This window comes from Breznakia sp. PF5-3 (assembly GCF_029504745.1).
Classification (GTDB): domain Bacteria; phylum Bacillota_I; class Bacilli_A; order Erysipelotrichales; family Erysipelotrichaceae; genus Breznakia.
Genome location: NZ_JAQFIQ010000052.1, coordinates 1 through 15169, shown reverse-complemented (window position 1 = coordinate 15169; position 15169 = coordinate 1). Strand labels below are relative to the sequence as shown.

Annotated in this window: 18 protein-coding genes; 3 read left to right on the top strand and 15 right to left on the bottom strand. The window is 32.7% G+C overall.

What is annotated here, in order from left to right:
- Positions 1-101: 101 nt before the first annotated feature.
- Entirely contained in the window at positions 102-614 is a 513-nt protein-coding gene (locus M2475_RS10285; RefSeq protein WP_277491365.1) for a nitroreductase family protein, read from the top strand.
- Positions 615-629: 15 nt separating this feature from the next.
- Positions 630-1472, top strand: coding sequence for an aldo/keto reductase (locus M2475_RS10280; protein WP_277491363.1), 843 nt, complete (start codon positions 630-632; stop codon positions 1470-1472).
- A 30-nt stretch (positions 1473-1502) separates the two neighbouring features.
- Here the strand turns inward: M2475_RS10280 and M2475_RS10275 are convergent, their stop codons facing one another.
- Both M2475_RS10275 and M2475_RS10270 read right to left on the bottom strand, forming a co-directional pair.
- Positions 1503-3209, bottom strand: a complete 1707-nt coding sequence (locus M2475_RS10275) for a 5'-nucleotidase C-terminal domain-containing protein (RefSeq protein WP_277491361.1) — start codon at positions 3207-3209, stop codon at positions 1503-1505.
- A gap of 312 nt (positions 3210-3521) precedes the next feature.
- Positions 3522-4157, bottom strand: a complete 636-nt coding sequence (locus M2475_RS10270; RefSeq protein ID WP_277491359.1) for a hypothetical protein — start codon at positions 4155-4157, stop codon at positions 3522-3524.
- A gap of 108 nt (positions 4158-4265) precedes the next feature.
- On the opposite strand from M2475_RS10270, the gene M2475_RS10265 reads away from it, so the two are divergent.
- Entirely contained in the window at positions 4266-5141 is an 876-nt protein-coding gene (locus tag M2475_RS10265) for a class I SAM-dependent methyltransferase (protein ID WP_277491357.1), read from the top strand.
- Positions 5142-5177: 36 nt separating this feature from the next.
- Here M2475_RS10265 and M2475_RS10260 read toward each other — a convergent pair whose 3' ends face one another.
- From M2475_RS10260 to hisZ, 13 genes are all read right to left on the bottom strand, one after another.
- Positions 5178-5915, bottom strand: a complete 738-nt coding sequence (locus M2475_RS10260; RefSeq protein ID WP_277491355.1) for an SIS domain-containing protein — start codon at positions 5913-5915, stop codon at positions 5178-5180.
- A gap of 106 nt (positions 5916-6021) precedes the next feature.
- Complete coding sequence (locus tag M2475_RS10255) at positions 6022-6882, bottom strand: Cof-type HAD-IIB family hydrolase (RefSeq protein WP_277491353.1); 861 nt, start codon at positions 6880-6882, stop codon at positions 6022-6024.
- 11 nt (positions 6883-6893) lie between these two features.
- A complete protein-coding gene (locus M2475_RS10250) occupies positions 6894-7664 on the bottom strand; it encodes a PHP domain-containing protein (protein ID WP_277491351.1) in 771 nt (256 codons plus the stop codon).
- 1 nt (position 7665) lies between these two features.
- Entirely contained in the window at positions 7666-7995 is a 330-nt protein-coding gene (hisE, locus tag M2475_RS10245; RefSeq protein ID WP_277491350.1) for a phosphoribosyl-ATP diphosphatase, read from the bottom strand.
- Positions 7985-8323 (bottom strand): phosphoribosyl-AMP cyclohydrolase, encoded by a 339-nt coding sequence (gene hisI / locus M2475_RS10240; RefSeq protein ID WP_277491348.1) that lies wholly within the window; start codon positions 8321-8323, stop codon positions 7985-7987. Before hisI ends, hisE begins: the two co-directional genes overlap by 11 nt.
- Before the next feature lie 6 nt (positions 8324-8329).
- Positions 8330-9091 carry an imidazole glycerol phosphate synthase subunit HisF gene (gene hisF / locus M2475_RS10235; protein ID WP_277491346.1) on the bottom strand — a complete coding sequence of 254 codons (762 nt, stop codon included), beginning with the start codon at positions 9089-9091 and terminating at the stop codon, positions 8330-8332.
- Position 9092: 1 nt separating this feature from the next.
- Entirely contained in the window at positions 9093-9812 is a 720-nt protein-coding gene (gene hisA / locus M2475_RS10230) for a 1-(5-phosphoribosyl)-5-[(5-phosphoribosylamino)methylideneamino]imidazole-4-carboxamide isomerase (protein ID WP_277491344.1), read from the bottom strand.
- Positions 9809-10420 (bottom strand): imidazole glycerol phosphate synthase subunit HisH, encoded by a 612-nt coding sequence (gene hisH, locus M2475_RS10225; protein WP_277491343.1) that lies wholly within the window; start codon positions 10418-10420, stop codon positions 9809-9811. The genes hisA and hisH overlap by 4 nt, the downstream gene beginning before the upstream one ends.
- Positions 10417-11001 carry an imidazoleglycerol-phosphate dehydratase HisB gene (gene hisB / locus M2475_RS10220; protein ID WP_277491342.1) on the bottom strand — a complete coding sequence of 195 codons (585 nt, stop codon included), beginning with the start codon at positions 10999-11001 and terminating at the stop codon, positions 10417-10419. The genes hisH and hisB overlap by 4 nt, the downstream gene beginning before the upstream one ends.
- A 9-nt stretch (positions 11002-11010) precedes the next feature.
- Positions 11011-12027, bottom strand: a complete 1017-nt coding sequence (gene hisC / locus M2475_RS10215) for a histidinol-phosphate transaminase (RefSeq protein WP_277491341.1) — start codon at positions 12025-12027, stop codon at positions 11011-11013.
- Positions 12014-13306, bottom strand: a complete 1293-nt coding sequence (gene hisD, locus M2475_RS10210) for a histidinol dehydrogenase (protein WP_277491339.1) — start codon at positions 13304-13306, stop codon at positions 12014-12016. The genes hisC and hisD overlap by 14 nt, the downstream gene beginning before the upstream one ends.
- Positions 13290-13937 (bottom strand): ATP phosphoribosyltransferase, encoded by a 648-nt coding sequence (gene hisG, locus M2475_RS10205; protein WP_277491366.1) that lies wholly within the window; start codon positions 13935-13937, stop codon positions 13290-13292. The genes hisD and hisG overlap by 17 nt, the downstream gene beginning before the upstream one ends.
- Positions 13931-15055 carry an ATP phosphoribosyltransferase regulatory subunit gene (hisZ, locus tag M2475_RS10200; RefSeq protein WP_277491337.1) on the bottom strand — a complete coding sequence of 375 codons (1125 nt, stop codon included), beginning with the start codon at positions 15053-15055 and terminating at the stop codon, positions 13931-13933. The genes hisG and hisZ overlap by 7 nt, the downstream gene beginning before the upstream one ends.
- Positions 15056-15169 lie beyond the last annotated feature (114 nt).

Genomic DNA, 15169 nt, shown 5'->3' with positions numbered 1-15169 from the left:
CAAAACGAATCTATTATCTATTAATTAGAGTGTAAATGCAATCGATATTGAAGGCGATGCTTCTGTTTGATTACATTACATATTATACGAGGAGGTAAGTTATGTTAGATGTTATAAATAAAAGATTTAGTGCAAGAGAGTATACGGACAAACAAGTGGAGAATGAATTATTGGAGAAGGTGTTGATTGCTGCGCAATTATCTCCTACTTGGAAAAACAAACAATGCTTTGAAATCATTTGTATTGATAATAAGGATTTACAATTAGAAATTGGTGAACTAGCGAATTTCAACCCTAGTGAATCTGCATATAAAAAAGCAAGTCACTTATTGGTTTTTATTGCAGATCCTACTAAAAGTGGTCTTCGAGATGATAAACCTTATTATATGTGTGATAGTGCCATTGCAATTGAACACAGCATCTTAGAAGCAACTTCTTTAGGTTTGGGTACTTGTTGGGTTGGCGTCTTCCCTGAACAAAAGATAAAAAAGATTCTACATATTCCAGAGCATCTTCGAATTGTAGCAATGACACCACTTGGTTATACAAGTGAAGCATTTCAAAAACGCCCTAGAAGAGAGATAAAAGAAATCGTTCACTGGAACAAATATTAAAAAGGAGGCATCTCAATGAAGGACTATATGTTAGCAAATAATATTTCCATACCTAGCATTGGCTTTGGTACATGGACACTAGACGAACATGATATCTGTGTTGCAGCCGTAACCGCTGCATTAGAAAGTGGGTATCGTCACATTGATACGGCGGCTATTTATAAAAACGAAGCATTTATAGGAGAAGCACTAAAACAAAGTTCAATAAAAAGAGAAGACATCTTTATCACAACAAAATTATGGAATGATGTAAGAGGTTATGATGAAACGATACAAGCCTTTGAAACCTCAATAGCGAAATTGGGTATTGATTATATAGACTTATATTTAATTCATTGGCCAAACCCTGTAAAATACCGTACAAATTGGAAGCAAATGAATGCTGAGTCTTATCGTGCAATGGAAGATTTATACAATCAAGGGAAAATCCGTGCAATTGGTGTTTCTAATTTTATGGAACATCACTTAGATGCATTATTAGAAACGTGTAAAATAATCCCTATGGTAAATCAAATTGAACTACATCCTGGTTTACTACAAAATAATATTGTGCACTATTGTCGACAAAAAAATATTTTGATTGAAGCTTATAGCCCTTTAGGAAGAGCTAAACTATTAGATAAGTTGGAATTAAGAGACATTGCTGACAAATATAACTGTAGTGTTGCTCAAATTATTCTACGTTGGCAATTACAAAAAGGATATTTACCACTTCCACGTTCGACAAATGCTAAACGAATTAAGCAAAATATCCAAGTTTTTGATTTCACCTTAGATGATAATGATATCGCTTATATTGATAATTTAGCATATGATGATGTCAGTTCAAACAAAAATCCTGATACTATTGAATTTTAAAAAGCTAACATAATGTTAGCTTTTCTTTTACTATTGTTTTGATGAACTGCGTTTCGTAATAAGAATTACACATAATGATATTGCAGCTAATCCCCATAACCATTGGATATTGTTTGTATCCCCTGTACTTGGCTTTCCTTCTAAACTCGCCACCTTTTTATTATCATTATCCCCTGTTGGCCTTGGTTTCGGTTTTGGCTTTTTATCTGGATCTGTTTTTTTACTATCTACAATTTCTAAGCGTCCTTCTTTTTCAGCTTTAAATGTTGCTGCATTTGCTTGTGCATATGCAATGAACGTTGGATATACATATCCATGTTCCTTAAATGTAGTTTGCGCTTGTTCTTCATCATTTAAGAAGTGCATTAATAGATCTTCTCGTGTTACTACTCGATATGTTTTTGATAAATCCATTACACTTCCATCTTTTAATGTTATTTCGACAATACGACTGCCTACTTCATTATTTGGGTCAAACTTCACATGCATTCCAGAAAATTGTTGAAAGGCATTGGTTTTCTCTGGCCAACTTTCTACACAGTTTTCCATTGCTTTCCAGATTTGGGCGCCACTCATTTCAAATGATAATAAGCGTTGTTCTGATCCTAAAGTATTATAAATATCCCCTAAACTCACAGGTCCAGGTTGCAAATCTTGACGGATTGTAACCGAAGGTGCAAAACCAATCACTGCATCACTTCCTGCTGCCCCTAAGTATGCATCAGAAACAATATTCCCTAAATTAGTTTCACTTGCCCTTACTACTTCTCTAGTACCACTTAAGAATACCGGATTCATAAATATTTCCTGACTAAGAATTGGTTTATGTTCTTCATTGATTTGAGCAATGAGAGCAGCGATGGTAGGATCATCTTGGATATCCGCTAAGCCATTATCTTTATTAATTGTTTCAGAATCAATATCTACTAATTTCCCATCTTTAAAATATAGATTCATGACACCAAAACCAGCTCCTTCTCCTCCCGTTTGTGCAATCATAACACCTTTATATTTTTCATTAACAATGGAATGTGAATGACCATCAATAATTGCAGTTAACCATGGACATTCTTCCGCTAAGTAGTAACTTGTCAGTTCTTTATTGCTATCTGTAACCCCTAAGTGAGTTACAGCTATAAAAATGGTTGCTCCTTCATCTTCTGCAGCAGAACGCATTGCATTTGCTTGTTGGACCATCTTAGGGCCAAATCCTTCTGCTTTATAAGTTGTCGTTATTCCAAGATATGCAACTTTTACTTGCTTACTATTTCCTGCATTGTATGTTTTAATTACATAATCACCTACTTCGGGAATAGCATCCAATAAGTCAGCTTGTGCATTTCCTCCTAAAACAGGAAAATTTGATTGTTGGATTACTTTTCTTAATTGTGTATAATCCATAGCAAATTCATGATTCCCTAATGTCATCATTTCATATCCCATTGCATTCATAACCCGTACAACATCTTCACCTTTATTAAGGTTTGCAAATACACTTCCCATATACATGTCTCCTGCAGAGACAAGTGTACGTTGTTGATTCACATCAAGTGTGTTCATATATCCTTTTACTTTTGCTTCAATAGCTACATACCCATGTACATCATTCGTATGTACAATCGTTACTTTTTCATCATAATCTTCATTTGTATCTGCCGTTACATTTATACTTCCTGCAAAAATAGCAGTAACAATTACAAATAATGATAATACAATCTTTTTAATTTTATTTCTCATATTTCCTCCCTAAAATTAACTGAAAAACTATATTATAATTCGCTTTTTTTCACCTCCTATTTTTTATAAAGCTATTTTGAGCACTATAAAAACTACAAATTAACTTGCATTCTTTATTAGTTTCAAAATAAAAACCTATCTACAATATGAAAAATCTATGTTTTCATACGTAAATAGGTTTAGCTTGTAAAATACAATCACTATCCTTTAACGAACATATAGTAACATTTATCAGAAGTCATTGCAACCGCTTTCATAAAGAATTCAAAGAAAGCCCCTTTAATACTAAAGAAGGGGCCTTTATCACAAATTTTAATCTAACTTTATAATCACAAGTCGCTCATCTAGTTTAATTACATAAATGACAGCTTCTTTCTTTAAGTCTTTATCAGGAACATCTGTTGATTCATAAGATATCGTAATGTTAATTACATATCCTTCATATTCATTTTCTTCAACTTGATCTTCTACATTTTCATCTTCACTTGGAATAATATTTTTATATGTTATTGTTTCTTTGCTTACGTTACCTACTTTAACTTCCTCTACGACAGGCAAACTCGATTTTCCATAATCATCTTTAATTAATTGATAATTTGAATATACATAATTCATTGCAAATGTTTTGAATTCTTCTTGTCGTGTTGCAGGAAAATATGTCAGTCCACCAACATCCTCTGCACTTTCCTTATTTTTCAAAGTGAAGAAATCAGCTGTGAAGTTTTCAGCTACAAGTTTAGCAACTGCTTCCTCATTATTCTTTTTTAAAGCTTTAGTCAAAGCATTATATGTTTCTGCTTGATAATCTGTAGGATTTTTTGGTGGTGTATAAACCTCATTTTTATCTATCTTAATTTCTGTTTTCTTTACTTCATCATCTTTGTTGCCACCGCATGAAGCTAAAAAGAAAAGCAATGACGTCATGAATACTATTGTTATTTTTCTCATAAAATCCTCCATGTATTTTCATCATGTACTTATCATTATATCATAAATATAGATATTTCTTATCTTTTTTTATATGTGTTATAATAATGAGAGTTTAGGAGACAAAATATGAATCAAGTTGCAACAAATTGGAAAGACTATGAATGTATCGATTGTGGAAATGGAGAAAAACTAGAGCGATGGAAAAATATTGTTCTTCGTCGCCCTGATCCTCAAATTATTTGGCCAATTGATAAAGCTGATAACAATTGGAAAGAATGTCATGCACATTATCATCGTTCTACATCTGGTGGAGGTCATTGGGAATTTCATAAAAAAATACCAGAGTATTGGACTATCGACTATGGTCATTTGACATTTAAAGTGTCACCTACTGGTTTTAAACATACTGGCTTATTCCCTGAACAGGCTGCAAACTGGGACTATATGATGGATAAAATCAAAGCTTCAAATCGCAATGATATAAGGGTTTTAAATCTTTTTGCCTATACTGGTGGTGCGACAATGGCTTGTGCTAGTGCAGGAGCTGAAGAAGTCGTACATGTTGATGCTAGTAAAGGAATGGTGCAATGGGCGAAAGAAAATATGCAACTTTCAAAATTGACGCACAAAAAAATACGTTTCATCGTCGATGATGTCTTAAAATTCGTCTTACGAGAAAAACGAAGAGGTCGTACATATCATGCAATCATTATGGACCCTCCTAGTTATGGACGTGGTCCTAATGGAGAAATTTGGAAAATTGAAGAGCAATTATATCCACTTATTGACGCATGTTTAGATATATTAAGTGATGATGCTATTTTCTTTTTAGTAAACTCTTATACAACAGGATTTAGTGCAACCGTATTACATAATGTTTTACAAACAAGTGTATATAAAAAAATGAAACACGGCACAATTACCTGTGGAGAGATTGGCTTACCAATTACAAAGACAAAAAACACCCTGCCTTGTGGAATTTATGGACGTTGGGAAAAATGAAAGGAACTTTGAACCAATGGTTCAAAATTCCTTTTTTTATAAGATACTAACTTTTCCTTTATATTGTTTAATGTATTCTTCGTTTATTTTATCTCCTCGATCTAGGTTCCCACTTACCCAAATTGGAGGATTAATACCTCTATCAGCAAGTTTTACAATAACTTCACCAACAATTCCTACAAGAATACTCATAGCCACAACAGTAGAAGTAGAACAAAACTTCTCACTAACTCTACTATCTTCTAAAACAGAGTCGCCTTTTACTCCACAAATATCAATAACTACATCACTAACATCTTTAAGCAACTTCTTACTACTATGTCTTGAAGTTACTTGATTAGAATAATTTAAAGAGGTCACTCCAATTACCTTCATACCTTTATCATGTGCAGCAATCGCCATATCAATTCCTGCTGCATTACGACCAGAAACAGATACAATAATCATCGTATCCTTTGGTGTTGTCACCATAGAATCCAACACACCCTGTGCTACCCCTTCTTGGCGTTCCATAATCTGTGATAATTTCACATTGGGATAAATATTATATTGAGGTATCATAATGGCATTGACTGGTACCAATCCGCCTGTACGAAAGCATAATTCCTCACCAAACATTTGCGAATGTCCACATCCAAAAACATGAATCACTCCACCTGTGGCAACCGTATCACTCATAATTTCACTAGCTTGATCTAAAATATCTTCTTGTTGTAAAGCTTGATTCAACTGCTCTTTCATAATGTCTGCAAATTCCTCATATCGTTTTTTCATAATCGCCTCCTTACATACACCATACCACTGGTCATAACCAGCGTCAACAAAAATAAAATATTCCCATTAATAAAAAAACTGACTCTTTTTGAATCAGTACTTTCTCTTATTTATTATTTGCAATAATTTCGTGTATCAACTTAGCTACTCCATCATTAGAATTTGAATCAGCTTCAAACATTGCTGCCTTTTTAACAACATCACTTGCCTGTCCCATAGCATAAGAATTAGGAAATTTTTCTAGCATTGGAATATCATTAATTCCATCGCCAACAACAACAACTTCCTCTTTATCATATCCATAAGTTTCACATACTTGCTCAATCATATGACCCTTTGTTGCTTCAATTGAATTAATCTCAAGATTTAATTCATGGGAAGATGTTGTAATTATATCATCAATTTCATTTAACTTTTCTAATGCCGCAGCTTTAGCCTTATCCGTTTTAAATACCAATTCTATTTTTAAAATTGTTTTATCCAATATTTCTTCATCTCTAGCAATTGTCTTTGTTTCCCCAAGAGCTTCATTTTCTTTTAAAAATTCAATTGGATCATCTAATTTTTCTCCATAAAACAAAAAGGCAAAACGCTCTAGAAAAAAAGCTTCAAGATCATTGCCACCATACACTAGATAATGAGCATCTTCACAATAATAATCTGTATAACAATCCAAGGTTTTAAGTAAAACTTGGATTTCCTTTGTCTTTTCAATTGAAATAGGGTTTGAAATCAATCGATTTCCATCATTATCATAAAACTCTGCCCCATTCAAGCAAATACATTTTGGATGAATATGCAAAGCAGATATAGCCGCTTGAAGTCCTAAATAACTTCTTCCGCTTGCAGGTAAAAATGATATTCCATGTTTTCTCATTTCTTTTACTGCATCTATATTCGCTTGTGATACTTCATGATTTTCATTTAATAAAGTTCCATCTAAATCGCTTACAAATAATTTAATCAAAGTTGCTCCCCCTATAAGATAATGCTATCCTGATAATTTAAATTTAAGTTCTTAAACTCTTCTTTCAAAGCTATTTCTTTTTCTCTTTCAAGCAAGGCATCAGGACTATGAGCATCATATCCAAAAACTACCTTACAGCCTTTTTGAGCAACTATTTTATAAACATCATAATGTGGATAAATATATTGCTCTATTCCATTATATAACTTCTTACCATATTTGCTGCCTTTAATATTAACTTCAATATAAGCATCATTACGTAATACGGCATCACATATCTTTTCAATAGCTTTTGCATTTTGTTCACTGAACTCTTTCAATCCTAACATGAAATAATCAATATGTGCAACATATTTTGTAAGTCCAAGATCTAAAGCTTTACAAATTTGAGATGCATAAACATCAATATCATCATCTGTACTTCCGTGTTCATAGTACATATTAAAGTTTTTCGCATGTTGTCCAATAATCATGTAATCAACTTTATCATATATCGACTTCAAGTATTCTTCATGATCTTCAAAATATTCAAATTCAAACCCTATCTTAAGATCAATTTGATTTTTATATTTCTCTTTTAGTGCATACATATCACGTATATATGTATCTACCTTATTAAAATCAATCCGTTCTTTTTTATCATCCCATCCTTGATACCCTAAGTGCTCACTAAAACCAAGTGTTTTAAATCCACCTTTAATAGCATTTTTAATATATTCTTCATCTTCCCCAGTAGCATGTCCACAACGATATGTATGTGTATGATAATTAAAGTTTTGCATTTTAATAATCATCCACTGGCTTTCTTTCTGCCTTCAAATTCCCTTTCTTATGACTTCGCTTTTCCAATTCTCTATTAACATCTTCAAGGGTAATATTTTTTTCTGCCATCAATACAAACAAGTGATAAAGCAAATCACTGATTTCATTGACTATTTCTTCTTTGTTATCTGGCTTCATTGATGCAATGATAACTTCTGTACATTCTTCTCCAACCTTCTTTAGAATCTTTTCAACCCCTTTTTCATAAAGGTAAGCTGTATAGGATCCTACTTCCGCATTTTCTTTTCGATCTAATAGTGTTTCATATAGAACTTGTAATTCATTTTTCATCTTTATTACCTCCTAACAATTCGTTAAAAAAACAAGACTTTTCTCCTGTATGGCAAGCCACTCCATCCTGCTTTACAACCATTAATATTGTATCATAATCACAATCCAAATACATTTCTTTGACATGTTGGAAATGACCACTTGTTTCCCCTTTTATCCATAATTCGTTGCGGCTTCGTGAATAATATGTTGCTAGTTTTGTGGCTAAAGTTTTTTCTAAGCTTTCTTTATTCATGTAAGCTAGCATCAATACTTGATTAGTTTTTTCTTCTTGTACAACCACAGGAATTAAACCATTATTTTTATCAAAATCTATCTTATCAATCATATTTACCTACATCCTCACTGGAATCTTTGCTTCATCTAAAAATTCCTTCACTTCCTTAACACTTACCTCATTGTAATGAAATAAAGATGCTGCTAATGCCGCATCTGCTACATCTTCCTGAAATACTTCTTTGAAATCTTTAAGACTTCCACAACCTCCTGAAGCAATCACTGGAACATTTGCAAATGTATTTACTGCTCTTAACATTTCAATATCAAACCCTTCTTTTGTTCCATCCGCATCCATACTTGTCAACAATATTTCCCCAGCACCTAAATCCAATGCTTTTTTTGTCCATTCAATCAAATCCATTCCCGTATCGATACGTCCACCATTGATATACACATTCCATCCTGTACCATCATCTCTTTTTTTCGCATCAATCGCTACCACGATGCATTGGTTCCCAAAAATTTTTGCTCCATCTTCAATTAACTGTGGATCTTTTATAGCTGCTGAATTAAGTGAAATCTTATCAGCACCAGCTAATAGCATTTTGCGCATATCTTCTACGCTTCGAATTCCACCACCTACAGTAAAGGGAATGAAAATTGCTTTTGCTACTTGATTTACAACATCTACCATTGTGTCACGATTCTCATGTGTCGCTCCAATATCCAAAAAGACAATTTCATCAGCACCTTGCTCATAATATTTTTTTGCTAATTGTACAGGATCGCCAACTTCTTTTAGACCAACAAAATTAATGCCTTTTACAACTTTTCCCTCTTTCACATCTAAACAAGGAATGATTCTTTTTGTGTGCATCTTATTCCCCCTTACTAATTTTTAATGCTTCTTTTAAATCCAAAGTTTTATGATACATCGCTTTTCCTGTGATTGCACCATATACATGAATATCATTTAATGCTTTTATATCATTGATATCTTTAATCCCTCCAGAAGCAATAATATTTATATCTACTTCCTTTGATAATCTTTTCAACATCTCTACATTAGGTCCTTCTAAAGTACCATCTTTTGAAATATCAGTAACGATAATAGTCTTTACACCAAGGGTTGCCAAATCTTTAGCAAACTCAACATAATGCAAATTACTAGCTTCTAACCATCCTCGTCCATACACATAATCATCTTTAAAATCAATACCAACCGCTATTCTATCGCCATATTTTTCTAAAGCTTCCTTAAGTAAATCTTTATTATCAATTGCACTTGTCCCTAAAATTATACGTGCTACTCCATGATCTAAATAATATGATATTGCTTCCATCGAACGAATACCCCCACCTACTTCAATTGGAATTGTTACTTGATTGACGAGTTCTATTATCAAGTCTTTATTTACCATACTTCCATCTTTTGCCCCATCTAAATCTACAATATGAAGGTATTGTGCTCCTTCTGTTTCAAATGTCTTCGCTACTTCTAGTACCGTCCCAGAAACCTCTTCAACTTGGTTATAATCACCTTTATATAAACGAACTGGCTTACTATCAATAATATCAATTGCTGGTAATATAATCATTTGCACATCTCCTTAAACTTTTTCAACATTTCCAATCCATCTTCACCACTTTTTTCTGGATGATATTGCATTCCTAAGACATTGTTTTTATGGACATAACCAGGTATTTTTAAAGACCCATAATTTGAATAGGCAACAAGGTCATCATCTTGATAATCAGATGCATAATAAGAATGTACGTAATATACAAATACATTATTTTTTAAATCATCAAATAAGAAATCATCCTTATTTCTTTCTAAACGGTTCCATCCAATATGTGGTATTTTAACACTTTGGTCTTTCATTAAAACGATGTTCCCTTTTAAAATCCCCAAACCTTCACACTCTGTTCCTTCATACCCCTTTTCAAATAACACTTGCATTCCCAAACAAATACCAAGAAGTGGTTTTCCTTGTTCTACAATTGTTTTAATCACTTCAACCAAAGATAGATCGTTTAAGTTGTTCATACAGTCTTGAAAAGCCCCAACACCAGGAAGAATTATTCCATCTGCTTTATAGATTTCCTCTTTTTGATTTGTTATTTTACATTCAGCACCAATCTTTATCAATGCATTTTCAACACTATGAAGATTCCCCATACCATAATCAATAATAGCAATCATTGAATAACTCCTTTTGAGGAAGGTATTTCATATCCATCAACCTTTATTGCCGTTTTTAGCGCACGCCCTAAGCCCTTAAATATTGATTCTACTTTATGATGGTCATTATCTCCATAAATTACATTTACATGTAATGTGATTCTTGCATTAATTGCAAAAGCATATAAAAATTCTTTGGTCATTTCACATGCATAGTCTTTAATCATATCTCTTTTCAAATCACAGTTATACACAAGATAAGGACGACCACTAATATCCAAATCCACATTACATAAGGTTTCATCCATTACCATACGCATACTTCCATAACGTTGTATTCCTGCTTTATCACCAATTGCTTCATTAAATAATTGACCCAACAAAATACCACAATCTTCGATTGTGTGGTGATCACATACCTCTAAGTCACCTTTGGCTTGTAATGTTATATCTATACCCGAATGAAAAGATAACAATGTAATCATATGATCAAAAAATCCAATCCCTGTTTCAACATCTGCTTTTCCTGTTCCATCAAGATTAAGCATTGCTTGAATCTGTGTTTCTTTTGTATTCCTTACACTTTGTTTTACCCTTGACATAATAACCTCCTATATTGTAGCTAATAACGCAAGTACTCTATCATTATCTTCTTTATTTCCAATAGTAATTCGAAAACTATCCCCTTCATAATTACGAATAAGAATTCCAGCATTTTCAAATACAGACAATAATTTTTCTTTATTTTTTGTAATACCGAACAAATAATTTGCTTTTGATGGATATAGTTTCACGTTATCTAATTGCATAGCATTATAACTTTCATACATTTCATCCCGAAGCTTCTTTATTCTTTTTATATCTTCTAAAGTTTCTTCCTTATACTGCAATGCAATGATTGCACTTGTTTGTGTTAATGTATTTACATTGTATGGAACTTTATATGGCATAATACGTGAAATGAGTTGCTCATTTCCTATCAAAAATCCACAACGTATACCCGCTAAAGCAAATGCTTTTGATAACGTTCTAGTGATTAGTAAATTAGCATACATGCTCGTATATGCTACCATACTAGCGTCATTAAACTCACTGTAGGCTTCATCAATAATGACGATTTTGTCACGAAATGCTTCAACAATCGTTATGATATCCTCATTACAAATTGCTTTTCCTGTAGGATTGTTGGGATTAGAAAAAAGAAGCATATCAACATCTTTTTCTTTTCCATAGGCTATAAATTTATTTACATCGAATTCATCATCTACAGCAAATGGGAATCGAATGACTTCTCCCCCTTGCATACTTGTATAGTAGTCATACATAGAGAAATCCAATTCAACCGTATATAATTTTTTTCCTTCTCCAAGGTTAAGATTAATCATTAACCCCAGCATTTCATCGCTTCCATTTCCAACTATAATTTGTTCTACAGGTATTTTTATATATTCACTATAAGCTTCTCTTAATTGATTAGATTGATCATCTGGATAACGATTAAAATTGATATCTAGTATTGCTTTTGCAATTTTTTCTCTAACATCAATCCTTATATTATTTGGATTTTCATTAGCATTTAATAACAATCCTTGATTTTCCTGTGCTTCATATGCATTAATATCTTTCATTATCTAACCTCACTTTCACAGCGTTCGCGTGTGCATCCAATCCTTCTTGTTCAGCAAATCTGATAATCTTTTTACCATCTTTTTGTAATGCTTCTGCACTCCAATACATATAAGATGACTTTTTCATAAAGCTATCTACACCAAGTGGTGAATAAAATCTTGCTGTTCCATTTGTTGGTAATACATGATTTGTTCCCCCAAAATAATCTCCAATACTTTCACATGTATAATATCCTAAAAATATACTTCCTGCATTGGTGATTTGAGGTAGATATTTTTTAGGGTTCTCCACCATCATTTCAAGATGTTCAGGAGCAATTTTATTTGACACTTCAATTGCATCATCAATCGAATCTGCACATATTGCATATCCATAATTTTGGAATGAATCTTTCATAATATCAATTCTTGATAACGTGCTCATTTGTGCTTCTATTTCCACTTCCACTTGATTGATTAATGGTTGTGAAGTGCTTACCAATATACTACTCGCCATTCGATCATGCTCTGCTTGCGACATTAAATCAGCAGCAATATATTTAGGATTTGCATTTTCATCTGCAATCACTAAAATTTCACTAGGACCTGCAATCATATCAATATCTACTTGCCCATATACCAGTTTTTTTGCTTCAGCAACATACATATTACCTGGCCCTACAATTTTATCAACCTGTGGTATTGTCTTTGTTCCATATGCCAATGCAGCAATTGCCTGTGCACCACCAACCTTATATATTTTATTGACTCCCGCTATTTTTGCTGTCGCTAAAATAAAAGGATTTATTTTACCATCCTTATTGGGTGGTGTCACCATAACAATATCCTTAACACCAGCAATCTTTGCTGGAATCACATCCATCAATACAGTACTTGGATAAGCTGCTGTTCCTCCAGGAACATAAATTCCTACTCGATTTAACGGTAATATTCGCTGTCCCAAATAAACTCCATCTTCCTTTTGTATTTCATAGCCATCTGTAAGTTGTAAATTATGATATTCTTCTATATTTTGCTTTGCTTGTTTTAAAATACTAATAAACTCTTCATCAACTTGACTATATGCATCTTCCATCTCTTCCTCAGATACTAAAAGGCAATCAATTGATACCTTATCAAACTTTTCTGTATAGCTCTTTAATGCTTCATCTCCTTTGTTTTTAACATCTTGTAAAATAGCTAAAACAGATGCTGTTACTTCTGGATCAATCGTAGCATTGCGACTCTCGAGTACTTCATAAAATTGCTTTTTATCTTTATAATTAATTCGTTTCAACATTACTTTCACCTATCACTTTTTTTATATCATCTAATAAAGCTGTAATTTCTTTTCTTTTTAACCTGAAGCTTGCTTTGTTAACGATTACTCTAGCACTGATATCACAAATCCTATCTAATACAATCAATCCATTTTCTTTAAGTGTTGTTCCTGTTTCCATTATATCAACAATTGCATCACATAGTCCTAAAATAGGTGCAAGTTCTACAGAACCTTCAATTTTAATAATTTCCACATCCATACCTTTTTCTTTGAAATACTGTTTTGCTACAGTTGGATATTTTGTGCCTATCTTAACATGTGTATTCTTTTTAAAAGGATCACCATCAGGTAAGCTAGCTACTATAAATCCACATTTTCCAATTCCTAAATCCATGATTTCATAGTATCGATTCGTAGACTCCATTAAGGTATCTTTCCCTACAAATCCCACATCTGCTACACCATGTTCTACATAAGTAACACAATCTGCAGATTTAACCAAAAAATAATCAATATCTTTTTTTGTGTCATGAAACACCAATTGTCTTCCTTTGTTTTTTAATGGCTCTACTCCATATCCACACGCCTCAAATATTTTTACACTTTCTTTTTCTAATCTTCCTTTTGTGAGTGCAATTGAAATCATGATACTTCCCCCTTTACAATAACACCTTGTAGTGATGAATTTAATTTTAAAATAATTCTTTCTTCATTTTCAAATGTTTCTCTTTTTTTCAATGCTTCCAAAAGATCCTCATCTCCATATTCTATAACAATTTCCTCACTATCATCTATATAACAAAAAGCATTCATCAATTGATCTAACTTAATTGAAAATCCAACCGCTGGTAAATCAATACCATATTTTTTTATTAGATTATCATAACGTCCACCACTCATAACCCTTAATCCAACACCTTCTACAAATGCATCAAATACAAGACCTGTATAGTAATTCAAGTTTCCAATCTTTCCTAAATCATAGGTGATAATATCTTTATATCCAAGTGATGCTAATTGTTTATCTAATACTCTTAACCTATTTATAATTTGAATCAACTTCTCATCAAACGCATATTTTTCAACTTCTTTAAAAATACTAATGTCTCCATTCCACCAAACCATTTGGGAAAAGAATTTTTTAAATTGATTTGGTAAATCAATTTCATTAAGATAATCATCCAGTTCTATCAGACTCTTATGATCAATTAAATATCCTAACTTTTCACTTTGCTCATCTGTAAGATTAGCTTTTTCACATGCAATTTGGAAAAATTGAACATCTCCGATTTCAAGCGTGAGTTTAGCACTATTTACAACTTGTAAAGCATCTAATGCTGTCACAAGAATTTCTAAATCACCTGTTTTTTTATCGACACCAATCAATTCCACACCACAATCTGTGATTTCATTTTTATTCCCTGATAACGTCTCATGAACTTTGAATACATTCGCACAATAACGAAACCGTAATGTTTCATTGCTATCTTTAAATTTTGTAGCAACTACTCTGGCAATAGGAATTGTCATATCCGCTTTTAATGCTAGAATTCTACCATTATCATCAAAGAATTTATATAAATCTTCTTCTCTGATATCATCAAATCCAACACTATATGTTCGATAAAACTCGATACTTGGTGTCATAATTTCTTGATATCCCCATTTATCAAGACGATTCTCAATTTCTAACTGTAACACCTTTTTCTTTTTCGCTTCATCTAATACTAAATCTCTCATTCCTGAGGGCACTGCAAATTCTCTCATCTTTCATACCTCCTAATATAATCGAGTAGGAGGTAACTGATTAATTCAGTTACCGACCTCTCACACCACCGTACGTACGGTTCCGTATACGGCGGTTCAGTATATTTTAACGGA